Source organism: Pullulanibacillus pueri (assembly GCF_014639255.1).
GTDB classification, from domain to species: Bacteria; Bacillota; Bacilli; order Bacillales; family Sporolactobacillaceae; genus Pullulanibacillus; species Pullulanibacillus pueri.
Window position 1 is genome coordinate 1 of the sequence record NZ_BMFV01000016.1, and the last position, 26696, is coordinate 26696.

Sequence of the window (26696 nt, forward strand, 5' to 3'; positions counted from 1 at the left end):
TATTTTTCACTTAACCAAAACAGCATTGTAAATTGTCTACAAACCCCAACATATATAATAGAGCCATTAAAATGATCCACTTATTTTCCACTAAAAATGCCATAAAACAAAACCCCTTTTAGAGTGCGAAGAAAAGCCCGAGAAAGACATCAATGGATATCTCTCCCGGGCTTTTATCCCTCCGTGTTCACCACGATAAACGTCGTGCGTTTTCTCTCGGACCAGTCTGATTCATCATCACGGAACCCTAGAAAACATTATTATTTATTTTAAGCAATACTTTTTCCTTAGTCAATTCATCTGGAGCCAATACCTCGTCATTTATTTTCAATAAATGTCTGAAAATAATTGGATTAACTTCAATCATCCTCTTTTTCTGTGCGAGACATTATAACAAGAACGTATCCTCCTCTACTCTGCTCAACCAAATTAATCTTAATGAACCTATCCCCTTGTCCATGCGAACAGACCTTGTCACCCGCTCTATAAAAATCCTAACATTTTCCTTTCCAGGACTGATAAAGTTTCAAGAATGTCGTTAAATGATATTCATTGTCCTAGTGTCATAGGAAAATTGTCCATAAAGCTTGAAGCATTTATGATCATAACCCTACCATCTTTCCCCTTCTAATGCTCACCTTTTTTATTGACTACCACTTTCCTGTTTGTCCCTCTTTGCTGTAGATTCAAGTTGAATAAAAACAACTCTAAGCCTGATGATTTCCTTCGGGCTTTTAGTGGCCTATATTATGTCTGATAAGAACCACAAAAAAATAACCCCTCATGTGCTTGACAGCCTCGAGGGATTATTTTTACCATATAAGCCTAGCTCCTCTTGATGGGGTTCGGTCTGTTGTAGTCAATAGTGTATCAGATGCTACTTCATCACGAAGTTTCTTGATTTCCGGAATCAGCACCCAACGGGCCTCGAATTTGCTCATTTCCTTTCTTATCTGAAGATGAATAGAATGATTAACGATGTCCTACTTCAATATATGGGTTAGCCACTCTTTCCATTCGTCTACTTTTGTGTAACCTAGCCTTATCTTCACACTAACAGGTAATCCCCCTGCTTTTGCCACTTGTATGATGTCGGCAGCGACATCAGAACGCCGGATAAGGCCGCTTGCCTCCCCAGGGCCAGTCAGATTTGATTGCAGCACGTTTGCGGGTAAACACCAGTGTTTTGATGGGTACTGATATTCGATTTTCCGTTTTATAGATTTTTCATCCGATTATATAGCGTGTAACGGCTCTTAACAGGACATATTTTGATTTTTTGTCCAGTGAGACACCACTGTCTTTTTCTCATTTACCTTTATCAAATCTATATTGACATAAATGTACATAGTATAATCAAGGAATTTATGAAATTTCTCATTGACAGCGCTTTCAAATATAAATTATTATATAAGTAACTTCTTGGATATACATTCTATACATGGTCTTAATAGTATGAAATAACAAAAGAAGGGAGGTTGATTTTTTTAATTAACCTAATAAAAAAGGAGGAAAACGCGTGAAAAAGCTTTATTTAATTCCGATTTCTAGTATTTTTATAATTACCTTGCTCTTTGGAGGGGCAAGCGCTAGTGCTGATGATATGACTCTTCAAAAAAATGTGGATAAGTTAATCCAGCTCCAACCCGGTTTATCAAAAGACGAAGTTAAACAAACCATTTCTGATTATGCCTATGATCAAAACACTTCAGAGTTTAATGCTTCCAAAGAAATCCTAACAGAATTAAAAGAGCAATATGCGGCTGATAAGGAGGAGCAAAATCAAATCATCCCTTTTGGTGGAAGTTCTGGAACCAAAAAATTGGTGAAATCAAGACATAAGGGTGATGTTTTCTATACTCCCTCTTCAACACTTGGAATTCAGCATGGACATAATGGTATCTATTCTACTACAAATGAAATTGTAGAATCTATACCTAAAAAGGGTGTAAGAGTCATTAAATATAATGGAAGAAATGTTGAAAAAAATGCTGTAATGCAAGAAGTAAGTGTCTCTCAATCAAAACGTAGTAGTGCAGCGAGTTGGGCAAAATCACGTAAAGGAGATTCTTATTCTTATAATTTTGCAACCAATCGTCTAACAGGACATTACGGAGCTAAAAATTGTGCTAAACTTCTATGGAGCGCCTACAAACTCAAAGCAAGTATTGATATAGATCACAATAAAGGTGCTGGTGTTTATCCTAAAGATATTAAAAACTCAGGTTATACAAAAACTTATAAAACAATAAAATAATATTAATCGAATTTTCCGATTATAAAATCTTTTAAGACATTTGTTAACTAACAGCCTCAATCTTTGGGTTGAGGCTACTTTAGTTGAATAACCTAAGCCTTACCACAATTGTTTGTTTTTTTATTTCACAATTCATCTACATGAAAGAGAGGCTCTCTCATGAAGAAAAGGAATGTTATCCTTTGTTTAAGTATTTTCTTTGCCATTATGGTTTGCATTATTCTCTATTTCTCAATATCTAAACCTACATCTCCTTCTGTAGCCTCAAGAAACTATTCGAAGGGAAATGTATTAAAAAACAAAGTTGCTGCTGTATATTATTCAACAACCATTGATACGCAGCCAGGTAAAGGTTACATTGTTTTTATTGATAAAAAAGGACATACAACTCCCTTAAAAACAAGAGGATTGGAATTAGGTAGAATCGATTACGACGGCCATTCAGTCTTTTATCAGGATGAAACTCATAGTTATTTAGTATCACGAGAGGTAAAAAAAATTGCAAGACATGATTCACAATATACCGGTGATTATGCTGGGCATTTTGGTGGGAATAACCCTACACATTATTTTCTTTTTAATTCTGGTTTTAAAGCTGACGGCTCTTATCAATCAGAGGTGTATTGGTCAAAAAGGAGTAATACAAAAAAAGATAATTTACCTTATTTTGTCGAAACTAGGGGACAAGAAAAAAACGCGCTATATACCATAGCAAGTAAAAAGGAAAATGAATATACTCTTTACCAATCACAATTATCAGATACTGCTAGAACCATTGAAATAATGAGTTGGACTTCCACTCAAAAAGAAAGCTCTCCATTAGGCAATATTTTGTTTAAAAATGATCATGCCTACTACCTTGAAGAAGGTGATCGACAAAGTGGCGGTGAATTTATTAAATTAGTCAATTTAAATTTAAAAAATAAAAAAACAAGTGATTCTTTGGTCACTTCATACATAAGTGATAATAAACACGATGAAGCTATGCCCTTTGATCCACAAAAGTGCACTTTTCTCAATAAAAATGACTTTTATTTTATAGACGGGAACGGGCAAGTGTATAAGACAAACATCTTAACAGGACATACAATAAAGGCGTTTCAAATTGAAAAGAGCGCTCGAAATGGAGACTTTGTCCTTACTGAGTGGAACAAGGATCAATTATATGTTTTCTATCAATATACGACAGGTTCAAAACAATCAGCAATAGATAGCTATGATATAAAATCAGGCAAAAAAATTAAATCAATTAAGGTCAAAGGAACAGATGAAATCATTCGTAAAAATCGAGGCTTGTTTACCTATGATTTCGTCATCTTAAAATGAAATCCTTTATCTCTGCTCAACAAAGAAACTAAGGAGGGATACTATTGCGGTTTATATATTTTCTCACATCACTTATTGGAGCGTTTTTAGTAAGTCTTCTCGTTATCCTTTTGATAACATTCTTGTCATCGGAAAGTCCTGGCCTTGGTGTAGCACTTGCCTATTTTGTACCCGCCTCTTTTTTCTTCATTCTCATCGGAGCTTTGTTTGGGGAAATTTTGCTTAAACTGAAGACATTCAGCACCTGGTGGAGAGGATTTTGGGCATTTACTTTATTAGGAGCCCTATATGGTTGTTTGATTATTGCTCTCGTTTCTACGACATTAGGTAATCCGGTCGAGATCCTTGGATGGCTATGGGTTGTCGCCATGATAATCATTACCTCATCAGTTTTCTATGCTATACGTTCAAAATTGGGCCAGAACACAATCAGCAACACGACTTCACCCCGTCCCAAGTCTTGAGTGACAAATTGGTAATTATTTACATCAGTAGCATAGTTTCTCACAAAAGGATATACCATAAGCTTTTGCGCGGATTATTAGTTTTGCTTATTTATTGTGGATACCGCACCCACCCCTTATGCTGCAATTTCTAGATTTTGTATTTTTCCTTTTATGAAATTTACAGCCTATTATTTAGCGCATGCTGCCTCCTAACAGGACATATTTCTGGTTTTTATCCTGTTGCGGACTCCTGATGATGAGGAAAAAAAACGGAAAAACACCCGGTCCTTATTAAAACATGGAATAAGTATTTAATCCCAAAAGGCACCGTCAGCAACCCAGTTGATCAGAGCGGAAGACGCGAGATTCAGAACACCTATACCAAGTGTGTTCCTCAGCGCCCTCCTTTTAAAACCCGGCTTAATATTCAAGCTCAAATGACGAAAGCCTAAGTTGCACTTATAGGGACTTCCATAGAGCTATACTGACGTTATAAAAAAGCCCGAGAAAGACATCGATTGATATCTCTCCCGGGCTTTTATCCCTCCGTGTTCACCACGATAAACGTCGTGCGTTTTCTCTCGGACCAGTCTGATTTATCATCACGGAACCCTAGAAAACATTATTGCTCATTTTAAGCCATACTTTTCCCCTAGTCAATCCATTTGAGGTCTATCACAAGGATAATTTTATCTTCCCTGTTTTTAGTTGGTGTTTTCCAAATCTGGTTCCTTAACCCCTAGGTTTCTCCCCATTGTTTAAAAAGGTCATGTATAGCTAAACAAATCCTTGTTGCTTATAATAGAAAAAGAAGAATGACGTGATCACTTTCTAAAGAAAGAAGGGGCAATCGACTTGGTACAAAAAGATATGACTAAAAATAAGATAATAGAGGCTTCATGGGAATTACTTCAACAAGAGGGACTAGAGTCATTTTCGATGAGAAAACTATCAAAAAAACTCAATTTAACCGTTTCCTCTATTTATTGGCACTTTGCGAGTAAGGAAGCTATATTTCAGGAATTAATTCATCAAGTTATTGGTGAAATGAACATCTCATTAACTCAAAATACATGGCAAGAACAACTATTAGAATATGGCTATGCCATTTCTGAAGTTCTTCGGAGCAGACCCTATTCTGCACAACTTCTTATGGCCTATCCTCCTAAAGCGCCAAATTATTTAAAGCTTATTGATAATTTATTAAAAGTCATTGAACATCTTGATGCAAGCCATGAATATAAATTCTATACCATAAGCGTTTACCTTAACTATATTATTAATTTTGAAATGGATCTCATGTATTTAAAACTAAATTCTGATAAAGAAGATTTACTATCCGCTGCAGAGCGTTTAAAAACAAGTGCACCTCTTCTTCATCAAATGAAACAGGAGGGAATTTTTAATAAACTAGGTCATCGTAATATGTTCGATTATGGTTTACATGTACTTATTAATGGATTTGAGTCAAATTTGACCTAAAAAAGCTAATTAAGATTGGCTTTTTTATTTACACCTTCCCCGAACAGTGTTAGTATATTTATCGAACAGTGTTCAATAGATAAAAAAAGGTGTGATTATAATGGAAAAAGACCAAGCAACAAACTTTTCTATAGGGAAAATACTTCCTGCTGTTTTAACAATAGCAATCGGAATGCTATTGGTTATGATGGATACAACAATAATGAATGTCGCACTCCCTCATTTACAAAGTGCCTTCAATACAGATATCAATACCGCTCAATGGTCAATAACAGCTTATACATTGGCTCTATCTCTCATTATTCCGATGTCAGGATGGTTAGCGGACCGATTTTCTGCCAAAAAAGCATTTGCGGGGGCCATTATTTTATTTACAATTTCATCAATTCTTTGTGCCCTATCCACTTCTATTTCAGAGCTGATTGTATTCCGAGTGATTCAAGGATTAGCTGGTGGTGTCGTTGGTCCCATTGGTATAGCGATGTCATTTCGATTAATCCCTATGGAAAAACGGGGTTCCATGATGGCGATTCTTGGATTACCAATGTTAGTTGCGCCAACAATTGGTCCGGTATTATCAGGGTGGTTGATTAATATAGCGAGTTGGCACTATGTATTCTTAATTAATATACCGATAGGCATTATTTCTATTATTTTAATTCTCAAATTCATTCCAAATTATAGTCCAAATAAGGAGAGTAAATTAGATAAACTAGGCGCTCTTCTTACACCATTTGTCTTCCCATTCCTGATTTATGGCATTAATCAAGGGGCTGCCCATGGATGGCTAGAAACTAAAACCTTGTTATTTTTAGTAATAGGAGTAGTGGCGCTCATTGCCTTTATTCGTGTAGAGGTAAAGGGCTCTCATCCATTGTTGGAGATAAAAGCATTTAAAATTGGCGAGTTCACAAAAGGACTGTTATTGATGTGGATCAATCAAATAGCTATTTTTGGGGCTATGCTTTTTGTCCCACTTTATTTACAAAATGTAAGAGGAATGTCGGCGTTTGATTCAGGCTTAATGATGGTCCCTCAAGCTATTGCTAGTTTTATTGGAATCACAATTGGAGGACGTGTCTATGATCAATTAGGGACCAAGTTTGCAGTCATTCCCGGTTTCATTTTTTCTGGAATAAGTCTATATCTCTTTTCAACTGTAAATGCACATACACACTATTTATTCATTGCCATTTCTGTTGTGCTTTTAGGCATGGGACAAGGCTTGGTTGGCATGCAAGTCAATAATCATGCACTACAATCTGCTCCCGTTAAGCTGATTAGTCGTCTAACACCTCTATCAAATGTTATGTTACAAGTCGTAAATTCATTATCAATTGCAACATTAACAGCATTTATGACAACATCTGTTCATCATTATGAAATGAAAGAAAACCATAATAGCCCTTCATTACCATCAGTTCTTCATGGTTATCATGTCACATTCTTGTTATTAACTGCACTGATTATGATTGGATTCGTGTTCTCTTTATTCTTAAAAAGAAAAGTAGCTTAAGTCATTGAATCACTATTGGCCGATATGATTCTTTCACATCGGCCATTTTACATAAAACTCCCCTATAGAAGTTAGATTTTTTGGGACTGTGTTCTTCGTTATTATCCGATTGCTCCTTTCACCTTATCATTCACACATGATTCATTAACAACAGAAAGCCGAGGAGTACAATAAGGAGAAAGACATACCGTTCGAATTTTTCGTTGGGAATACGACGATGTAAAAAGACACCTAATAAAGTTGCAATAATAATAGCAGGTAAAGATAAACCAAATAATAAAAATAAATCTTCTGTCCACAATCCTCCAAGCGCTTGGCCCATGACAATCAAAGCTCCTGAAATTAGGAAATGAGCCTGCAAAGTCCCCCGAAAACGGCGAGGTTCCCACCGCCGTAAAGTTCCATATACAACAACGGGCACGCCATGTGTATTATAAGCACTCCCCATGATGCCAGATATAATACCTACTGGCAGTGACCAAAAACTCGCTCTAAGTCTGGATTTCACACTACTTTTTGCATACAAAAGTTTAATAAAAGAATAGGAACCATATGCCATTAAAAAGATTCCAAGTCCGACGGTAATGATCATTGCAGGCACCTTGACAATGAATAAGAGACCTATCGGAATTCCGATTAAAGCTCCGATGACTAAACGAATCAAAGCTGGTCGCTCAATATCACGCCATCCCGAAATAGCAGTAAATAAAGCTACAGTAAGTCCAGCTAAACCAATTAAAGAAATCGAAGTGTGCAAACCTATTGGTAATAATGCAAGTAATGGCATACTCACCACGGCTTCCCCAAAGCCAAAAGTTGCACGTATTAACGCTCCAATAAAGACCGAAGCAATGATGAGTATGATCACAGTTACAGTCATATTTCCCCCTAAACACACTTATTTGATTAACGTATTTTATGAACCCTTCAAATTTAAGTGTTTTATACCTCCTATTATACAATAATATAAGAGGGGTTTACATTAGATTCATCGTCAATTTAAAGGTGTTCAGGGACCTTCACAATGAATTTAAAATTAATTTTAATGGTAATATACATCACCATTAAAAAACGCCCTAATATGAATTTATGGGTGTTTGAAGCTGTGTTGTTTTTTTTAAAAATGAAGCTTCTTACACATGTCTTTGCCTATCTATATAGGCCACTATTCTTCCCACTCAAATTTCAACCATACAGATAAGCATTACAAGCTGGACTGGATTTTTTTCTCTACTATAATATAAATTCTTGCTAATATTCTTCCTTACCTATATCTACTTAATAGCTCTTCTGGAATATGACAATAATCGTTTGGACATCTCGCTAATCTGTCTTGATGTTCTTCTGCACTCCTCACATAGTTGATAAGAGGTAGTACTTCGACAACGATCCGGTCATAATCCCTTCTTTCACTGAGAAACGCCTTCGCCTCTTTTAAGTGCTCAGGATTTTCACTATATACTCCCGTTCTGTATTTCTCACCAACATCCTCTCCTTGTTTATTCAAGCTATAGGGATCAATAATTTCAAATAAATAACCCATTAATTCCCTAATCGTAACAACCGTCGGATCAAACCCTGTTTTTACACATTCTGCATAGCCATCATAATCACCCTCTAGTGTATGACTTGTCCCATTAGCTCTTCCCGCTTCTGTAAATCTCACTCCGGGTAAAGTTTTAATAAAAGCTTGTACTCCCCATAAGCATCCACCGGCAAGATATATTACTTCCATATTGGCGTTGGGCTTGTATATTGTTTCACTGTTATCAATGAATCTGCCCATCCTTGTACCTCTCCATCACAAAAACTTGATTTGTATTTCATGAGTGTATCTTCAACCACTCCCCACATTGTTACTATTTTACCATTATATATAAAAGATTCACCATGGCTCTTTGGTCCACCTAACTTCATTTTCGAGTCATTATTCTTAAAAGTCGGCACATACAGTTTAGAATTGTTACTGTCACTGCACAAGCAGTTCATCATATCAATGGTAGCATGGCCTGTGGCTACAACTACCTTGAAATAAGCATGGATGATTTTATAGTTATATTGATTTAGCTTTACAGCTCATACCAGGATCACTAGAAATTTTATAGGGAGACATTCGCTTCTTTTAGGGTGTATTATCAACTTTCAGTGTACGTTCCATCTTGATAAACTTTATAGCTCCCTACAGTTCCGGAACCGCCATCTTTTCTTAATTCTTTTGAAACAAGTGTCACTGTGTAATATGAACCTTTATCGTCTTTAGATAAGGTGCCACCCATATCATCAAAAACAATATCGTCGTCATGACCTTCCTTTATTTTACTCTTTAAGTATTCGACAGCTTTATCTCCAGAACTAATTTTTTTGGCGTTTATCGTATTAGCCTCTCCATCGTTAGAAGAGCTTGATTTTGACTTCGATGTTTGTGGGTTACTACTTTCTTGGCTTTGGTTGCTGTTTGTTTGACTTGAAGTTGATGTATTGTTAGATGATGATTTCTCTTGTTCCGTTTGGTTGCCTGATGATTGGTCTTCATTTTCTTGATGATCGCTTACTTGTTTGCTAGATTGGTCGTTTCCTTGACTCTCAGCAACACTCGAATTCTCTTGTTCATCTATTACTGACTCTGACTTTTCATGATTGGAGCTTACCTTTTCACTCTTGTCAGAACTAGAGTTTGTAGAATCAGACGAACAACCGCTAACACCTAAAAACAGAACAGCCACCAAAAATAATGTAAGGGACTTCATTGCAAAACTCCTTTCCTATTTCATGATAAGTTTCCATAAACAAGTTGTCAATGGTTACCAATTTTCCAATTCGATATTAAAAAAAATGCCGGATAATAATACAGCCTCAAGATTTGCAAAATAATCTTAGGTGAGATTGAAAGGACCTACTAATTTATATAATAGAGGACAGCTGAAATCCTTATTGGACAAAGGATTGAGGAGAAATTCGGCAAAATAAAAAGACTGGAAAACTATTGGATCCAGCCCTAGGTTTATATCGATTTTACCATTGAAAAGTATTAAATTTATATTGGTTCATCCGCTACTCTTCCTCGATTCCTTACCGGTTGGGTACCTACTATGTGGCAGTAGGTACCAACTTTTTAGCGTGGGTACCGAGAAAGTAACAGAGAGGTAACATATAAGTTAAGCATTTCTATCCCACTAATCTTAGTCCAATAATTGTCACTATGATGCCAAAAATGCAGGCTATACGAAAGGGACTTTTTGACTCCCTATAGAATAATATACCGATGACTGTTGCACCTACTGTCCCTATTCCTGTCCAAACGGCGTAAGCAACGGATAATGAGATTTGTTCTAGGGACATACGTAAAAGGGATAAACTGATGATAAAACCTCCAATGAGAATCACGTAAGATAACCAGCTACTCTTTTCAGATACCTTCTTTAATCCAACAACTCCAACAACCTCAATTAAACCTGCTAGAAATAGATATACCCAACTCATTTATTTCGTGTCCTCCTGTTCTTTCGAGGATATTTTCAAACCGATAATAAATACACCAAGGACTAATACTAATAGAACTTTCAAGAGATTAATTCTTTCTTGGAATATTATAGAATCAACAACTACCATCCCAATTACACCAATTCCAGTAAATACTGCATAGGAAGTTCCAACTCCCAATCTCTTTACGGATTTAATGAGTAGGTCAAAACTAATGATGAGCACAAGAATAAATGGACCTGCCAGCATATCCATTTTTAAAGCAGATGCCCAAATGATTTCTAATAATCCTGCTATAATCAAATAAACCCATGCACTAACTGAACCTCTTTCTCTCTTTTCATCTGATTGCTCTTCGACTACTAACTCCTTTTTGTCTTTTGCGCCATCTTTTTTCCTCCTTGGGAATAGTGTCTCTACTATCTCGACTATAAGATGGATAATTAGAATCGTTTTCCATATAGAACTAAATGTATTAACCATGCCGTTTTGGTAAATATTAACTCCACCGTTTAAAAAGTTATCCTTTATATAATCCTTATAATCCGCACTTCCTAATTCAGAAAGTGGCATGGGCCCAAAAATTTGTACAAAAAGCAGGTGAACACAAACAAATACGATTACATGGTAAAAGAAAATGTCCCATTTTGCACCACTTTGTTTATTCTTTTTTGCCATTGGTTCTGCTCCCTTCGCCAAAATTCTCATACCAATACAGTATTTTTTCTATATAATCCATTGTTTTTTTATCCAAACCGATTACTTTTTCAGAGTGTTCATTGTCTGGTTTTATTGTCTCCCAATACTTATCTATTAACGAATCTTCAATTTCAAGGTGTTCGGATATATATTGCATAATCCTATTTGCAAGTTCTTGTGACTGAATTGATTCGATAGGTTCATTGACCATTTCATGTACGTCCTTTAGTAATTCAATCCACTTTTTTATTTTTTCATCTTCGCTCGTTAAATTAGGTAATTGCTCCTTAATTATTGATTGTTCATCTTTAGTAAAATGCCGTTCAAGAAATTTTCCTTCGTTTCCATTTTGTATAGACTGAATAATTAATAATATATCATCAGCACTAACATCTCCTGTTAAGTTAAGAGAATTCATTATTGCATTCAAACTTTGCTCCAACTGCCCTAATCGTCTTTTCTCTTCCTCAATTTTGTCTAATTCCATTTCAAATACATGTTTCCAACGCTCTTTTTTGGAATTACCTCTATTTCCTTGAACCATTTCTTTAATCTGAGTTAGTCTAAAACCCAATTTTTTTAAAGCTATAATTTGTTGGAGCATGATTAGTTCGTCTTTTGTATAGTAACGATAGCCTATATCAGATATTGTGGAAGGTTTTAATAGCCCAATCTCATCATAATAGTGAAGTGTTCGTATACTAATATTTGTTATTTTCGAAAGTTGACCGACTAAATACATATTGCCACCCCGTATAATTTTGTTACTAAGTAAGAGTTATATTTAGATATTAAACCCTAACGTTAACGTTAGGGCAAGAAAAAAATTAATAAGAACATCAGAAGTTGTAACCCTACCAGGGAATCAGAAGAATAGATGAAAAGGAATTGAAAATTATGCAAAATAAAGATGAAATACTATTTATACAGTGAAGAGGACAAAGACTGAGAAAAGATATTTATATTGAAACCTTATTTGAACAAGGATTAAAGAAGTATTAAACCAAATCCATACTGGACCCATATTGGTCCAGTATGGATTTGTATGATTTTACGATTGAATTAAATAATTATCTGCCAGTTCAGTGGTAGCTATATATAATAGAAAAATAGGAAGATAAGTATAGTGCAATACTACGTCCCTAAGAACATAATGGATCTCTAACATCCCTTTCTCGTTTTTTATTAACTTCTTAATACTAATTTTTGTTCCTCTATAACATAAACACAATCAGCTACTCTTTCCACAAAGGTTTGATCATGCGATACAAAGAGTACAGTTCCTTCATATCCTTTTAAAAATCGTTCCAACGCTTCAATACAGAAAACATCCAAAAAGTTTGTAGGTTCATCCAAAACAAGAATATTGTACCTTCCTAAAAAAAGTTGACACAACACTATGCGAATTGCCTCTCCGCCACTTAAATTACAAACATTCTTTTTTAAATCATTTCCTGTAAAACTCATTGAGTGTAGGACAGAACGAATTTTACTTTCGTCGTAATCACTTCTATCTTTCATAAATTCCAGTACAGTTTCATCCTTTGTAAACTGATAGTCCATTTGTTCATAAATGCCGATAACCGCTTTTGGCGAAATCGTAATCCCATCACCACGCTGTAAAATATGGCGAAGCAACGTTGTTTTGCCTGAACCGTTTTTACCTGTAATAGCAATGGTCTTACCTAACGGGAATTGAAAGCTCGACTTATCGAGAAGTGTTTTCTCCCCCGCCTTTAGCATTAACTGATCCGCCATTATAGGAAATTTATTGTGTAATTGAAGAGCACCAGACTGATGAAATCGAATGACTTCCTCTTCTTTAGGTGCTTCTACTGCTTCAAGTTGTTCCACTCTCTGCTCAATTGCCTTCGCTGCCCTCTGAACCGCCTTCTGACTTGTATCCTTTGATTTCGTCATAAACATTTTATTCGCCTTTGCTTTTGCTTCCTTTTTAGAAATATGTCCATTCGCTTGTGTGATTTTCTCAGCCTTCTTCATTTTTGCTTCTGCAGCTTTCATGAGACGCGATTTCTCTTTGACATACTTATCATGCTGTTCCTGATGCTGCCTTTTCTGAAGCTCCTTTTGTGCAACATATTCCGAATAATTCCCTGTATATTCGGTTACAATTCCACCTTCTACTTCCCAAATCTTCGTCACCAGATTATCCAATAAATACCGGTCGTGACTCACTATTATTAAAGCCCCATAATAGTAAGTCAATTCCTCGATAAAAAATTGTATCCCCTCTGCATCAAGATGGGTGGTTGGCTCATCAATTAATAACCCTTCATGATAGTTGGAAAAAATTTGTGCTAATTTCAATCTTGTTTGCTCTCCGCCGCTAAAGTTTTCGATTTCTGTATCTGGAAGAGACAGTTTCCCTTTTAAATCGTAATCCACCTCTGTTTTTTCAGGTGTTATCAGTTGATCAAAATAGGCAAAATTCATGAAGTGTTTGATGGAGCCTTTTTCTGGTTTAATTTTGCCACCCATAAGTTTTAACAGTGTACTCTTACCCGTTCCATTTTTCCCAACAATACCGATGCGATCAAACTGATATACCGCTAGTCTTGGAATATCTAACACCAATCGATCTAAAAATGAAACTTCAACATTTTCCAATTCAATACATACATTTTCCATTACTATTCGTCTCCTTTCGTCTGCTTATTTACTCCGACCAAAATATCTAAATCTACGGTAATCTCAGAAAAACCTTGATTAATAAATTGATCAATATCATCCTTTTTTGAATTCCAAGCAAGTGGAGACATTTGCACTAAATTCGTTAACTCTGTCTGATTTAATTCCCTGGCGTAGCTAAGATTGAAAATGTTCGCCAGATGGAAATTCTGTTTAAAAAGCGAAACTGTTTCATCATTTTTATAATCCTTCTTATCAGTATCATCGAATAGTGCTTCTCGTAGTTCTTTTAGATAATTTGAACGAGGAACAACCTTAACAATAAGACCATCCGGAACTAGAATCCTTTTGAAATCCTTATAATTGGCAGGAGAAAGGATATTCAAAATAACTTGGCACGATTGATCCGCTAATGGTGAATTTGCTAAATCACCAACAAGCCAAATAGACTTTTTGTAATGACTTGCTGCCTTTCTTATACCTTCCTTTGAAATATCTAAGCCAACTCCTGAGAATGTTTTATTCTTACAGTCATCTAAAATTCTTTGTAAATGGGAACCCTCACCACATCCAGCATCAAGAATTATGATTTCGTCATTAGAAGGATTCATGTTTTCATTAATAACTTCTGAAATCTTCTCATGCAGTAGTACGTAAAGGTTACTTTCAATAATAATTTGATTTCTTGCTTCAAATAAATTTTTGTCATAATGACTATTCGTGGAACGAGTCATCATGTTTACATATCCCTGTTTCGCAAAATCAAATGTATGCTTATTCAAGCAGACAAGGCTTTTTAAATTAGAGACCATTAATGGACTATTACAAAGTGGACAACTTAATACATGAACATATTTACTAACTAATTCTGCACTTTTTTCTTTATTAGTCATGGTTTCCTCTTCCTTTCAAATAAAAAAATCACAAGCATCTGCCTGTGATTACGAGTAAAGGGAAAGAAATCAATCCTTATTTTTTATTTAGAGGCTACTAAGAGCCGTCAACAAATAAACCCGCCTTTGGAAAATTCAAAGAAAGATTAAATAGACAAAAATAAAGAAAGGCAGAACAGTTCGCCTTTCTTTACATCACATATTTCCCCATACATAAACAAGCAATAAGATACCACTCTAAAAGTTAAGTAGGGAACAAATTGCTGAAATATTGGGAATGACTATTTCAAAAATATGAAATGAAGATTATTAAAAAAGGACAGACTAATCCCATTTACTCTGCATACACAAGCAGAGCCTTTGAACGTATTCAATTACTGGTTCAAAGTTGGGAATCGTAGTCTCATAAAATGTGTCATTTTTTAATAATCCTCCTTAAGGTTTAAAACTCAGTATTAATTGTAGACTGTCTTTTAAAGAAAGTCAAAGGGAAAGTTTGATGAATAAAATTGTTAAAGAGGCAGCACCAGATACTGGAGAAACAATGAGCCACCAAATGCCTACTCTTTCATAAATGGAATTTTAGTATATTTTGCTGCTTGGAAGAAACATATAGGGTTCTATCCACCTCTATGTGCCAAAACAATTAACACTTCCAAAATCACCCCTCACCAACCCGCATTCCACCGTTTCGAGTTAAAAAAAGATTTCCGAACGAACCCCCATTTTCGACCTTGTTTGATTCAAAAATGGCCGTTTTTCACCGCTTTTCCCACCGTTTTTTTCACGTTTTTATCGGTTTTAAAATAAAGACCTCCGAAAGTTGGTTAAAGGCAAAATTGAAGAAAGCCAGGCAGGGCAAGGGATCATAGAGAAAAGACCCCAAAATTGGAAAAGGATTTTCACAAAATCGGAGTCTGAATCGGAAATGTTTATTTTTTCGACATTTTTATTCAGCGGGACAATGAACCTGTCCCCATGTCCCGCACGAGCCTGGCGACTGCTTCGACATGGCTTGAGAGGACAGAATGAATGTCATTTGAGTAGTCCGTTCTCGGAAACATATCTACTGCGTTTTTGGGGCTATCGGTAGACGGGAACATATCCAGCGGTTTTTGACCATTTTAAGAAATTTCGGTATGAGAGAACCTATCAATGGAATTCTCAACACCAACCTTTTAGAGATTAAGGGAAGACTCTATAGACTTCTTCATATTATTAACGAGTTCAGTCACCTCAGAATCCATTCCTTTCCACTTATCAATATACCCTCCTAGATAAGCCTTTCTTGCTTTGTCAAGTAAAATGGCATGCTCATAAGGTAATTGAGGTATTGCCCATTCAGCTGCCAGATCTTTTGATCTGATTTCACCAGTAGATGCTGTCACCCACATTCTGGCTAAAGTTAAAATCACATTGCGTTCGTCACCTTTAATGCTAGTTATCAACCCGGGCAACGATTCTTTAATTGCTTTTCGAATATCTGTCATCGGCACAGGCTCAATTACTTCTGTTGCCTTTGGTCCCAAAAGGTTAATACTATTTTTTCTTAGTTGTGCTAAAAGTATTGCTAAATCCGGATCATAAGTCGGCTCAGGAATATCTCCCTTTTCAAACTGCTCTCTTAGCCACTCGCCGTACATAAATTCATATCTGGGAGGAAAATGCCAAGGAATAATATCTTTTTGATTAATGACTGTAACTTCAAGAGGTCTCATATCTTTTGTGTTTCCTATTTTCCCAGATATAAGCATTAGTCTGTCTGTAAGATCTCTTCGAGTTCTTTCAGATAAACTACGATTTATTACAACCAAAATATCTACATCGCTATTAATGCGTAATCCTCCCATAACAGCAGAACCGTACAAATATATACCCACTAATATACTATCGAGTAGCTCCTCTATAATTTTCGATGCTTGAATTGCTTCTTTCGGTATTTCTTTGTTATTCATATTCTCGACTGCGAGCTCCTTTCGCGCAAACTTTCTGGGCATCCCGACACATATCTCGAGACCTTTATGGATGTAATTGGGGATGATTCCTTGGACTTATCCCGTACATTTAAATTAAAACTGGTTTATTTTAGAAGATTTTACTGCTTTCAAAAAATCCTCAGGTGCTTCTGCAAATTGCAGCTTTTCAAAATCTTTTTGCGGCATATGTTCTTTTAGAATGGTTAAACATTCCTCCAAATCATTTTTTCTATATCCGATTATTGGGTCTGTTAAAAAAGCAAATCCAAAATCAGAATACAATTTTATTGCACGAAAGCTGGATGGTTGTGTATGAAGAAATACCGGATAGTCATTCTCTTTAATACTTCTCATAACAATGGAAAGTAAAGCTCTACCAATGCCTGATCCTTCATAGTTTTTCCGGACTTTAAACCAATGTATTGTAGAAATTTTTTCATATGCCTTCCACGCAAAGCACGTCCCTATAGGAGTATCATTTTTATCACAAACAAATAAACACTTCTGAAAAAATAAATCTTCTTTACTTCCGTATACATCATTAAAGTATTCCGTCATAAACCCATTATATTCTTTGGCAGATTTCACATCGTCAAACGGCATCTCTTTCCATATATCCAGTTCATCTCTTCTACATGTTCTAACATGATACTCATCTGACAACTCAGAAATGGCATTGGAATTTAATGCTTTGCACATCATAAAAAGATTTTTTTCAGGAATCCCATTTTCTAAATTCAAACTAGCTCGTTCCATGATTTTCTGTATTATGGACGTTTTGGCGTCCGCATAGTGTTGAACATGCCTCCATTTATTCTTTGCCAAGTTTCGCTTAACTTGTGCATATTTGTCTCGATCAGCATCATTAGTCCGCAACCAATCTCGAAAACGTAACATTCTATCAATCTCTGATGTGCCCGAACTGAACACATGCAGATTGATGTCGGTATCGGGTCCTTTGAACAGGCGGTGTTCGAACCACTCGGGTTCCCGAATCCGCAATATATAGCCAGCTGATTCCAATGCCGGAACATAGGATAGCTCGTCGGCAGAGTCCTTCACAACCAGCAGCATATCAATTATTGGTTTGGCACAAAGCCCCGGTACCGAGGTCGAGCCTACATGTTCAATCTGCAAGGCTTTGTTGCCGAGTACTGAACGAATCCGGTTCGCTTCCTGTTCAAACAAATCAGACCAACTCGGATCGTATTCGACAAGAGTAATCGGTGCATTGTGCGGCTTAAGTTCAGCAACCATGTTTTTTTGCAGCTCTTCATCACTCCTTGGTGTGGAGTTATTTTCAGATAGCATCATATCGCACTCCTTTGCTGTTTATGTTGCGGGTGTTTCAATTTTATCTTTTCTCTTTTTTGTTGGCCGATACAATCAGCATCATGGGACGGCGCATTTCATCCTGCATCCCCGGAATATCCATCATGTTTTCCGGCGGCTGCGGCTCCACAATATGATTTATTATAAAACCATTTGAAAGCAGTGTATTTAGATATGTGGTCAGTGTTCTATGATATTTTGTAACCTTTTCTCCCAAAAACACAGCTGTCCGTTTGCCCTCATAATAATAATTATCCACCGGAAAATGCAGTATTTCTCCTTTTTCGTTATAATGCCAGTCTTGTGTTCCATAGGCAGTAAAAACAGGATGTTCAACCGTAAAAACTAGCTTACCACCAGACTTCAGTATTCTATATATCTTTTTTACTAAAATCTCATAATCTGCTACATAGTGAAACGCAAGTGAACTTAATATTACATCAAAACTCTCCTCTGGGAATTCCACATCTTCTATAGCACAGCATTTATATTCAACCTGTGGAAAATGTGTTTTTTCTTTGGCTACCTCGAGCATTTTATGAGAAATATCAACACCTACAACAGAAGACGCTCCGTGTTCCATCGCATAAATACAGTGCCATCCATAGCCGCATCCTAAATCAAGCACACGCTTATCTTTAAAATCCGGCAGCAGCTTTCTCAATGTTTCCCATTCTCCTGCACCGGCTAGTCCCTGCTGTGAGCGACTCATTTGACTGTATTTTTGAAAAAATATATTATCATCATATTTGTTTTCTTTCATCTGAATTCCCCCTCGTTTAAAAAGTTATTTATCTCCGTTGCAATTTTTTTCACTTCTTTATAAAGCTTCTCGGTCATATCGTAGCATTCAAAAAGTGAAAGACCGAGTACTTCAAAAATATGATTTACCCTTTCGGCATATTTTTTAGGTTTATATTCAAAAGTTTCAAGCAGTTTTATAGCTTTCTTTTCGTTAATGCAATAAGCATTATTGCATGCAAATAGTACTTGATTTAAGCATGAAATAATACGAAAAACATGGCCTGCAATATAATATTTATCCTCTGCTCCCGCATTTGCTTTTACAAACATTAAAGAGAAACCTGCCTCAAACATAAAAAATTCAGTTAATCCTTTCTGCAAAGCGGTTGGATAACGTTCTGCTTGCTTTTTAAACTCATAAAAGTTTTCATCATTAGCATATAGTATTTTGCTAATCGCTAATTCTCCTCGATACATAGCACTTATATATCCATAGGGATGCCCCGTCTGATAATTAGCAGTAGCAATTCCTTGCTCCGTATCTTTGATTATTTGTACCACCCGTTTAATATCACGTAAAATTAAGTCCACATGATATCCGTTTATGACTAACCATCCGCCGCCATTAATCCAATCACCCCATGCTCCGGGAGGTACAATAAGGTTGCTTCTATTCTCATCATCCAACTCTGTAGCAAGTTGATTAATTACTGTAATGTCAAATAACTCTGAATTGTAATAGATTCCGAAATCTATATCAGAATCCTCTGTATGGGTGCCTCTTGCACGAGAACCCCCTAATACGATGCCTTCTATATAAGGCAAAGAGGATAATTTTTCTGTCACTGATTGAATAATATTATCTATCATACTGAATCACTCCTTTCAATATCAAAAGCTATATCTCATGTTGAGAAACACCTTTTTTGCCATATGTTCCTTATGCTTTACGTATATTTATATGGAAAGGGGGCCTTCAGAATTCATCTTGAAGGCCTTATTTTCCCTGATTAGTGATCTAAACTACTTAGCGCTTAGATAAAATCCATAATCTTTTTCACTGCCCTACTTACGATCTGTCAAATAAGAAAAGTAAAATAATTATCGGACTAAGTTTAATTTCTTATCTTTGATTTCATAAATCACATTAGCCACATTATCAAGTAGCCGATTGTCATGGGTGATAAATACTATAGTTCCGGCATACTCCTTCATTAGTATTTCCAAAGCCTCTAAGCTTGGTATGTCAAGGAAGTTGCTCGGTTCATCCATTAGTAAGATGTTATATCTACCCATAAGCATTTTAGCTAGCAATAATTTAATAATTTCTCCGCCGCTTAAAACAGATAAGCTTTTTCCAATATCATTCTGTTTCACCCCCATGGATGCTAGCACTGAACGAATTTCCGATACATTGTAATCACAATCCTCCTGCATAAACTCTAGGACATTCTGATTACTGTTGTACTTGTAACCATTTTGTGCAAAGTAACCTATTTTTGCCTTAGGTGAAATAGAAATTCCATCTTCATGGTTTAAGATCATTTGGATTAAAGTTGTTTTTCCGGTTCCATTACTACCAGTTAATGCCACTTTTGCTCCAAGCGGAATTTGAAAAGATACATTTTCAAACAATACCTTATCTCCAAATATTTTATTAATTTCCGTACCAGCAATAGGATATGGATTGTGGAGCTCCAATGCTTTACTTTGCCTGAAACGAATCCTACGAATGTCTTCTGGGGCTTCTACTTTTCCTAAGGCCGCAATCCTATGTTCTAGGGACTTAGCGGCATTATGCATCTTTTTTTCCTTACTTCCCATTGATTTTTGATGAGCTAAACGCCCTCCGCCTTCAGTACTTTTTTTCTTTGAAGCACCTTTTGCCTTTTTTTCTATTTTACGGGCCTGCTTTCGCTTTTCCTCCGCAGCCCTTTCCAATCGGGCACGTTCCGCAATAAATTGTTCGTATTCTGCAGACTGGCTCTTGCGTTCTTCCTCTTTTTGGCGAAGATAATCAGAATAGTTTCCCCAATACTCAGTGATTTTGCCATCTTTCAGTTCCCATATTTTATCTACTACCTCATCAAGAAAATAGCGGTCATGGCTAATAACTAACAGTGCACCTGTAAAATATTTTAGCTGTCCAATTAGAAAATCAATTCCTTCACGGTCTAAATGGCTCGTAGGTTCATCCGCTAAAATACCATGAACCTGTGCCGATAAGGCCTGTGCTATTTTAAGTCTTGTTTCTTCACCACCGCTCATGGTCTGTATATCTAATTGCTCAACACCGAGCTTGCCCACAAGTGCAAAATCTTTCTCCTCCTGCAAAGTTACTTCGTCCAACTGAGGGATATAGGCAAGTTCACCCAGACGATTCATTTTACATCCTGGGGGAGTTAATTCTCCTAAAAGTACCTTGAGTAACGTGCTTTTTCCTGCACCATTTGCTCCTACTAAACCAATACGGTCATAATCATACACTTCTAATTCATCTATATCTAAACAAGTGCGTCCTTTAAATTCCACACGAATGTCTTTTGCTTTTAATATCAATTCCATAACATTTTCCTCCTGTCTATAATCGCATGTTTTCATTTGCTTGTACGCAGGGAAAACCCTGCGATTTTAGCAGGAAAAATTACATGAAAATTAAATACATAAAAATGGCCCTCCTATGAATTTTGTTTTAAATCTAATTTTCTAATCTCAGTTATCATTGGGCAAACTATTGCAATGCAAATAATTAAAATACCTGATAGTAAAAACCAATGATTTACACCGATTCTATCAGCAATGAATCCAGAAAGAATTAACCCAATTGGCATAGCAAGTGACATGATACTTCCGGTCAAAGAAAATACACGTCCTAAATATTCAGGCTTAATTTTCTCCTGAAAAAGAGCTGTTTGCACACCGCTATAGAATGGCACCGAAAGCCCCATTATTGCACAGCAGACTACAAATATGAAAAATCCACTTTGAGGAAGTAATCCTGAAATGGTTAAGCTTATCCCCATCATAAAAATTGATGCCGTTATTAATAAGATTCGCTTTTGGTAATTCCCAAATAACCCTAATAATAGACCCCCTATCAACATACCAGAGGCATAAGCAATCTCCGTAATAGAAATATGCATCGGTGTACCATTAAAATATTCCATAGTGATTAAAGGATATAATGCATTTATGGGCATATAAACAAACATATATAATGTTCCAACGAGTAATAAAGCAAATAATCCTTTATTTTGCCGTAGTACAGCCATTCCTTCTTTCATTTCTCTTATGAAATTTGGTTTCAAGCTTTGCACTTGATCGCCTAGCTTAGGAATACGTACAATTGCTACCGTAATAGACGCAATCATAGCACCCAATACATCGATGGCAATAATAGCATTTAATTCCCAAACAGAATATAACAATGCTGCAACCGCCGGACTAACAATATAGCTTATAGACTGCAAAGACTGACTATAGCCTGCACATTTCGTAAGCTGCTCTTCTGGTACTAAAAGTGGCGTAACCGCATTGAGAGCCGGGGTATGAAAAGCTGTTCCAATGCTACGGATAAACAATACTACCATAACCATCCAGATAGGTAACTCCATATACAATGCAACAATAGCTAGCACGGCCCCAGCTGCTGCGATAATTAAATCAGCACCAATCATTATCTTCTTCCTATCATGACGATCCACTAATACACCAATGGCTGGTCCAAAGACCGCATAGGGTAAAAAACCAACTAGTGAAGCCATAGACAAGACCATCGCAGATCCTGTTTTCTCTGTAAGGTAAAAAATGATCGCCATTTGCAGGATAGCACTAGTGATTAATGATACTGCCTGCCCTGCCCATATTGTATAAAACTTAAGTTTCCAATTGTTGTATTTTTCCATTTATATTATCTCCTGCATATTATTTTGCTCGAATTTCTATTTTGAATAGCATTCTAGGCAATAAAAAATGCAGGCCTAAATCCACAATGTGGCTTTTGGTCTGCATACATACAATTTGGAAACATTCATATTAAAGACATAGTTAAATAAAGGTATAGTTAAATAACTTATATCTCACCGTAACTAATGAATGCTCAATATCGTATAAATAAGCACAACAAAAAAGCCTATCATCGAGGATAGATTCTGCTTTTTTTATTGCCAACTTATCTTAAACGTATTGAGGCTGTCATAGTTTCGGTTCCTCCTGAATTCTTATTTGTATCAGCGTATATTTTATCACAATAAGGTTCTATATTCAACACAAAAAATATAAAGGAAGGAAATACCGCCAAAGGCGATAGTTTCCTTAATTGCGGTCGACTCAATAATCTATATCATTTCTTCTTCAAACTTCACACCTGACTTAAACTCCACCTCAATCCTGTCATCGCGGATCGTAACTTTTTCAATAAGCCGCCTTACCAACTGCTCATCATACTCCTCTAACTCGTGAGACTGTTCATTCAAGAAAGCAGTAAGCTCAGCGATTCTCTGCCTTTTTCCTTCACGTTCTGCGTTTTCAACAAGCACATTTTGCTTCTGCTCCCGAAGGCGGTATATCTCATCAGCCACATCTTCATAGTCATTCTTGGACTTCGCCTGTTTAAGTAGTTTCAACTGTAATTCTTCCAATTTGCTATCAATGTCATCAGTGGCATTATCATTTTCTTCATTAAATACAGTAGCTATATTTTTCTGTAGCACCTTGAGGAATGGGTCTTTGTTAGCCAAAAGTTCGTTAATAGCCTTAACTACTGCTGTCTGCAATGTTTCCTCATTTATGGTAGGGGCAGTGCATTCAGAATCCTTCTCCTCCAGACGGCTGACGCATCTCCAAACAATAGACTTGTATCCTCGGTTATTCCAATGTACCCGTCGGTAAATATCTCCACAGTTTCCGCAGTAAACAATACTTGATAAAGCATACTTGCTGCTATAGACTCGCTTTTTACCGCCTTTGCCCCCACGAAGATTTGCTCTTCGAACCATCTCTTCTTGAACTTGCATAAAAAGCTCACGTGGGATGATAGGCTCGTGGCTGTTTTCTACATAATACTGAGGAACGATGCCGTTATTCTTGACCCGCTTTTTAGAAAGGAAATCAACCGTATATGTTTTTTGTAGAAGGGCATCACCGATGTATTTTTCATTCTGCAGTATCTTTTTCAGTGTTTCTGGTCTCCATTTGGCTTTGCCTGCCGCTGTTAGAATACCGTCTGCTTCTAGTCCTCTTGCTATCTGTAAAAGGCTGGCTCCCTCTAGGTACTCCCTGTAAATCCGTTTAACAACCTCAGCACCCTCTGGGTCAATCACTAATTGCTTGTTTTCATCCTTGGTGTATCCAAGGAAACGCTTGTGATTGACCTGGACTTCACCTTGCTGATATCGATACTGAATTCCCAGCTTAACGTTCTGACTTAAGGATTGACTTTCCTGTTGGGCAAGGGATGCCATGATGGTCAGCAATACTTCACCCTTAGAATCCATGGTGTTGATATTCTCTTTCTCGAAGAATACCGCTATGTTTTTATCCTTTAACTGACGGATGTATTTAAGGCAATCCAACGTGTTTCTGGCAAATCGGCTGATGGATTTTGTGATAATCATGTCAATTTTTCCTGCCATACATTCTTCAATCATGCGGTTGAACTCTTCACGCTTCTTGGTATTTGTACCTGTGATGCCGTCATCTGCAAAAATACCTGCCAGTTCCCATTCCTTGTTCTTCTTAATATATTTTGTATAATGCTCGACCTGAATTTCATAACTTGAAGCCTGCTCTTCACTATCCGTTGAAACACGACAGTAAGCAGCCACTCGTATTTTGGGTTTGCTTTCACTATTTTTATTATTTCCAACCCGTTTAATTGCCGGAATCACTGTTACATTCCTACTTACCGCCACTTGTTACACCTCACTTTCTATCAGACTGTAAGCATATTCCGCCTGCTTGTATGGATCTTCATATTTTTGCACCAGAGGTTTTACTTTGAACTTTACAGGGTAATCCCTTACCGGTTCATCTTTAGGCTCCCATATCCTTCCGAGCTTTTCTGCTCGTTTTCGTTTTTCTACTCTGGCTTTTTCAAAGGTCTCTTCATCAATAATTGGAGGGTAGAATTCATCGCCCAAGTAATGCTTGTTCTGCAACATCTTACTTGCTGTGGCATGGTAGCAGTCTATCCCAGCTTTTTTAGTAGCACCCTTCAAAGAAAGTCCTGCCAAGTATCCTGAAAATAATTCTTTTACTTGTTCTGCTGCTATTTCATCTACAACAGCCTTTCCATCTTCAATTCTATATCCATAGGGTGTGTGACCCATCTAATTCACCAACCTTTCCTTCAATGCGATTCCACATTTTAATTCAAATCCCACTTCCTCTCGTGAAAAGACCATAATCTTTTCTACGTAATTTTCAAACAGCTCATCCTCATAGGCTGTAAGCATTTGGGACTTAGTTGCAAACTTAAGCAGACGGTCAACCTCTTCAACTTTTGTAAAATTCCCATTGACGGAACGAGTAAGTTGATCCTTTTCGACAAGAAGCCTTTCTCTTTCTGCTTCCAGTGAATTCTTTTCTTTATTAAACAGAGCAGGTTCCAGATATCCTTTGGCCATTAAACCCGTCAGCATCTGACTCTGCTCCATGTTGTTTTCAATTTTAGTTTCCAACTCTTCAATTCTACGAAAACCCGCTACATTATTCTGGTTACGTAACCCATTCAAAAGTGGTCTTAATATGAACTTCTGACCGTAAATGAGTTTATTCATCATCGTAACAAATGCAGTCTTTATATCTTCATCTCGAATGAACTGCATAGAACATTCCGTTATATTGCTTATATGCTTACTGCAGCACCAAGCAATGTATTTTCTTGGACCAGATGAATGAACCCGTCTTTTAAAAGTACTGCCACATTCCGAGCAGATAATTTTGCTAGAGAAAGCATATCGGTTTAGATATTTGCTGTTGCGCTTTTCGATGCTTTTTTCCTTTGCTCTCTGTTTGAGAACGGCATCTACAGCTTCAAAATCTTCATGGTTGATAATTGCCTCATGATGGTTTTCTACTAGATACATATCTTTCTCACCATAATTGGTGTGCCTATTATAATGGCTGTCCGTATAAGTCTTTTGCAAAATAACATCACCAGTATATTTTTCATTAGTCAGAATCCCTCTAATCGTAGTAGCTGTCCAACGACCACCTCTTTTTGATGGGATACCCTTTTGATTAAGATCATTTGCAACTTTCTGTGTGCCTTTGCCCAATAATACCTCTGCAAAAATATACTTCACAACTTCAGCCTGCTTGAGGTTTACTATCATCTGACCGTCAATGTTTTGATACCCATATGGTGGGTAGGAAATTTTAAAGGTCCCGTTTTGAAATCGTCTTTGAATTGCCCATTTAGTATTTTCAGAAATGGAAATTGACTCACTTTCTGCAAGCCCACTTAAAATGGAGAGCATCAATTCACTTTCCATTGAACCTGTATTGATGTTTTCCTTCTCAAAATAGATATGAACCCCAAGGTCGATCAGTTTTCGAACCATCTCCAAGCAGTCTGTAGTATTTCTCGCAAATCGGCTGATGGACTTTGTAATGATTAAGTCAATTCTCCCAGTTTCACAGTCTGATAACATCCTAAGCAGGTCAGAGCGGTTTTCCTTTTTCGTACCGCTGATTCCCTCATCATAATATAGGCCTGCATATACCCATTCTGGATTCGCCTTTATGTAGGTCTCATAATGGGCCTTTTGTGCTTGCAAGCTGACTAGCTGTTCATTACTATCTGTTGAAACTCGGCAGTAGGCAACTACTCGTGTTTTTGGCTTAATAAAAGAGTTGGCTAGATTTCCTTCTATTTTCGTTATCTTTTTCATC

General features: G+C 36.7%; 23 protein-coding genes, 2 pseudogenes and 2 riboswitches. Of the genes and pseudogenes, 5 read left to right on the top strand and 20 right to left on the bottom strand.

Annotation, left to right across the window (positions count from 1 at the left end):
• Window positions 1-160: 160 nt before the first annotated feature.
• A riboswitch (guanidine-I (ykkC/yxkD leader) is annotated at window positions 161-262 on the bottom strand.
• A 571-nt stretch (window positions 263-833) separates the two neighbouring features.
• Window positions 834-1136, bottom strand: a pseudogene (locus IEV91_RS11040) (beta/alpha barrel domain-containing protein); the annotation flags it as partial.
• A 383-nt stretch (window positions 1137-1519) separates the two neighbouring features.
• Between IEV91_RS11040 and IEV91_RS11045 the strand changes: the two are divergent.
• The 5 genes from IEV91_RS11045 to IEV91_RS11065 all read left to right on the top strand — a co-directional run bounded on the left by IEV91_RS11045 (window position 1520) and on the right by IEV91_RS11065 (window position 7027).
• Window positions 1520-2257: a hypothetical protein gene (locus IEV91_RS11045; protein WP_229745546.1), complete on the top strand. Its 738-nt coding sequence runs from the start codon at window positions 1520-1522 to the stop codon at window positions 2255-2257.
• A 159-nt stretch (window positions 2258-2416) separates the two neighbouring features.
• A complete protein-coding gene (locus IEV91_RS11050; protein WP_188497496.1) occupies window positions 2417-3583 on the top strand; it encodes a YycP family beta-propeller protein in 1167 nt (388 codons plus the stop codon).
• 44 nt (window positions 3584-3627) lie between these two features.
• The gene (locus IEV91_RS11055) at window positions 3628-4047 is read left to right on the top strand and encodes a hypothetical protein (RefSeq protein ID WP_188497497.1); all 420 of its coding nucleotides are present in this window, start codon (window positions 3628-3630) and stop codon (window positions 4045-4047) included.
• 507 nt (window positions 4048-4554) lie between these two features.
• Window positions 4555-4656, bottom strand: a riboswitch (guanidine-I (ykkC/yxkD leader).
• A 228-nt stretch (window positions 4657-4884) separates the two neighbouring features.
• Window positions 4885-5511, top strand: coding sequence for a TetR/AcrR family transcriptional regulator (locus IEV91_RS11060; RefSeq protein WP_188497498.1), 627 nt, complete (start codon window positions 4885-4887; stop codon window positions 5509-5511).
• Window positions 5512-5611: 100 nt separating this feature from the next.
• Window positions 5612-7027 (top strand): MDR family MFS transporter, encoded by a 1416-nt coding sequence (locus IEV91_RS11065; RefSeq protein WP_188497499.1) that lies wholly within the window; start codon window positions 5612-5614, stop codon window positions 7025-7027.
• Window positions 7028-7157: 130 nt separating this feature from the next.
• Here the strand turns inward: IEV91_RS11065 and IEV91_RS11070 are convergent, their stop codons facing one another.
• The 19 genes and pseudogenes from IEV91_RS11070 to IEV91_RS11155 all read right to left on the bottom strand — a co-directional run bounded on the left by IEV91_RS11070 (window position 7158) and on the right by IEV91_RS11155 (window position 26695).
• Window positions 7158-7907: a sulfite exporter TauE/SafE family protein gene (locus IEV91_RS11070; protein WP_188497500.1), complete on the bottom strand. Its 750-nt coding sequence runs from the start codon at window positions 7905-7907 to the stop codon at window positions 7158-7160.
• Between the two features lie 384 nt (window positions 7908-8291).
• Entirely contained in the window at window positions 8292-8762 is a 471-nt protein-coding gene (locus IEV91_RS11075) for a peptide-methionine (S)-S-oxide reductase (protein ID WP_188497547.1), read from the bottom strand.
• Between the two features lie 400 nt (window positions 8763-9162).
• The gene (locus IEV91_RS11080; RefSeq protein ID WP_188497501.1) at window positions 9163-9774 is read right to left on the bottom strand and encodes a hypothetical protein; all 612 of its coding nucleotides are present in this window, start codon (window positions 9772-9774) and stop codon (window positions 9163-9165) included.
• Window positions 9775-10192: 418 nt separating this feature from the next.
• Window positions 10193-10507: a DMT family transporter gene (locus IEV91_RS11085; protein ID WP_188497502.1), complete on the bottom strand. Its 315-nt coding sequence runs from the start codon at window positions 10505-10507 to the stop codon at window positions 10193-10195.
• Entirely contained in the window at window positions 10508-11185 is a 678-nt protein-coding gene (locus IEV91_RS11090) for a DMT family transporter (RefSeq protein ID WP_229745547.1), read from the bottom strand.
• Complete coding sequence (locus IEV91_RS11095) at window positions 11169-11948, bottom strand: MerR family transcriptional regulator (protein WP_188497503.1); 780 nt, start codon at window positions 11946-11948, stop codon at window positions 11169-11171. The genes IEV91_RS11090 and IEV91_RS11095 overlap by 17 nt, the downstream gene beginning before the upstream one ends.
• A 443-nt stretch (window positions 11949-12391) precedes the next feature.
• Window positions 12392-13855, bottom strand: coding sequence for an Msr family ABC-F type ribosomal protection protein (locus IEV91_RS11100; protein WP_188497504.1), 1464 nt, complete (start codon window positions 13853-13855; stop codon window positions 12392-12394).
• Between the two features lie 2 nt (window positions 13856-13857).
• On the bottom strand, window positions 13858-14748 hold the full coding sequence (locus IEV91_RS11105; RefSeq protein WP_188497505.1) for a putative RNA methyltransferase: 891 nt from the start codon (window positions 14746-14748) through the stop codon (window positions 13858-13860).
• Window positions 14749-15122: 374 nt separating this feature from the next.
• Window positions 15123-15167, bottom strand: coding sequence for an erythromycin resistance leader peptide (locus IEV91_RS22085; protein ID WP_115648277.1), 45 nt, complete (start codon window positions 15165-15167; stop codon window positions 15123-15125).
• A gap of 759 nt (window positions 15168-15926) precedes the next feature.
• Entirely contained in the window at window positions 15927-16703 is a 777-nt protein-coding gene (ant(9), locus tag IEV91_RS11115) for an aminoglycoside nucleotidyltransferase ANT(9) (RefSeq protein ID WP_070104654.1), read from the bottom strand.
• Window positions 16704-16817: 114 nt separating this feature from the next.
• The gene (locus IEV91_RS21700; RefSeq protein ID WP_308420036.1) at window positions 16818-17480 is read right to left on the bottom strand and encodes a GNAT family N-acetyltransferase; all 663 of its coding nucleotides are present in this window, start codon (window positions 17478-17480) and stop codon (window positions 16818-16820) included.
• Window positions 17466-18038: pseudogene (locus IEV91_RS21705) on the bottom strand (GrpB family protein); the annotation flags it as partial. The pseudogene IEV91_RS21705 and the gene IEV91_RS21700, both read right to left, overlap by 15 nt.
• A 40-nt stretch (window positions 18039-18078) precedes the next feature.
• Entirely contained in the window at window positions 18079-18819 is a 741-nt protein-coding gene (locus IEV91_RS11125; protein WP_151147792.1) for a class I SAM-dependent methyltransferase, read from the bottom strand.
• A complete protein-coding gene (locus IEV91_RS11130; RefSeq protein ID WP_188497506.1) occupies window positions 18816-19670 on the bottom strand; it encodes a nucleotidyltransferase domain-containing protein in 855 nt (284 codons plus the stop codon). Before IEV91_RS11130 ends, IEV91_RS11125 begins: the two co-directional genes overlap by 4 nt.
• 231 nt (window positions 19671-19901) lie before the next feature.
• A complete protein-coding gene (gene msr(D), locus IEV91_RS11135; RefSeq protein WP_188497507.1) occupies window positions 19902-21365 on the bottom strand; it encodes an ABC-F type ribosomal protection protein Msr(D) in 1464 nt (487 codons plus the stop codon).
• 113 nt (window positions 21366-21478) lie between these two features.
• Window positions 21479-22705, bottom strand: coding sequence for a macrolide efflux MFS transporter Mef(A) (gene mef(A), locus IEV91_RS11140; protein WP_012102963.1), 1227 nt, complete (start codon window positions 22703-22705; stop codon window positions 21479-21481).
• 432 nt (window positions 22706-23137) lie between these two features.
• Entirely contained in the window at window positions 23138-24712 is a 1575-nt protein-coding gene (locus IEV91_RS11145) for a recombinase family protein (protein ID WP_188497508.1), read from the bottom strand.
• Window positions 24713-24715: 3 nt separating this feature from the next.
• Complete coding sequence (locus tag IEV91_RS11150; protein ID WP_027625356.1) at window positions 24716-25129, bottom strand: recombinase family protein; 414 nt, start codon at window positions 25127-25129, stop codon at window positions 24716-24718.
• Entirely contained in the window at window positions 25130-26695 is a 1566-nt protein-coding gene (locus IEV91_RS11155; RefSeq protein WP_188497509.1) for a recombinase family protein, read from the bottom strand.
• Window position 26696: the final 1 nt, after the last annotated feature.

Bases quoted from the DNA above. Each gene is read 5' to 3' on its own strand.
- IEV91_RS11050 (WP_188497496.1), top strand. From the start codon at position 2,417: ATGAAGAAAAGGAATGTTATCCTTTGTTTAAGTATTTTCTTTGCCATT.
- IEV91_RS11065 (WP_188497499.1), top strand. From the start codon at position 5,612: ATGGAAAAAGACCAAGCAACAAACTTTTCTATAGGGAAAATACTTCCT.
- IEV91_RS11070 (WP_188497500.1), bottom strand. From the start codon at position 7,907: ATGACTGTAACTGTGATCATACTCATCATTGCTTCGGTCTTTATTGGA.
- IEV91_RS11075 (WP_188497547.1), bottom strand. From the start codon at position 8,762: ATGGAAGTAATATATCTTGCCGGTGGATGCTTATGGGGAGTACAAGCT.
- IEV91_RS11080 (WP_188497501.1), bottom strand. From the start codon at position 9,774: ATGAAGTCCCTTACATTATTTTTGGTGGCTGTTCTGTTTTTAGGTGTT.
- IEV91_RS11085 (WP_188497502.1), bottom strand. From the start codon at position 10,507: ATGAGTTGGGTATATCTATTTCTAGCAGGTTTAATTGAGGTTGTTGGA.
- IEV91_RS11090 (WP_229745547.1), bottom strand. From the start codon at position 11,185: ATGGCAAAAAAGAATAAACAAAGTGGTGCAAAATGGGACATTTTCTTT.
- IEV91_RS11095 (WP_188497503.1), bottom strand. From the start codon at position 11,948: ATGTATTTAGTCGGTCAACTTTCGAAAATAACAAATATTAGTATACGA.
- IEV91_RS11100 (WP_188497504.1), bottom strand. From the start codon at position 13,855: ATGGAAAATGTATGTATTGAATTGGAAAATGTTGAAGTTTCATTTTTA.
- IEV91_RS11105 (WP_188497505.1), bottom strand. From the start codon at position 14,748: ATGACTAATAAAGAAAAAAGTGCAGAATTAGTTAGTAAATATGTTCAT.
- IEV91_RS21700 (WP_308420036.1), bottom strand. From the start codon at position 17,480: ATGGAACGAGCTAGTTTGAATTTAGAAAATGGGATTCCTGAAAAAAAT.
- IEV91_RS11125 (WP_151147792.1), bottom strand. From the start codon at position 18,819: ATGAAAGAAAACAAATATGATGATAATATATTTTTTCAAAAATACAGT.
- IEV91_RS11130 (WP_188497506.1), bottom strand. From the start codon at position 19,670: ATGATAGATAATATTATTCAATCAGTGACAGAAAAATTATCCTCTTTG.
- IEV91_RS11150 (WP_027625356.1), bottom strand. From the start codon at position 25,129: ATGGGTCACACACCCTATGGATATAGAATTGAAGATGGAAAGGCTGTT.
- IEV91_RS11155 (WP_188497509.1), bottom strand. From the start codon at position 26,695: ATGAAAAAGATAACGAAAATAGAAGGAAATCTAGCCAACTCTTTTATT.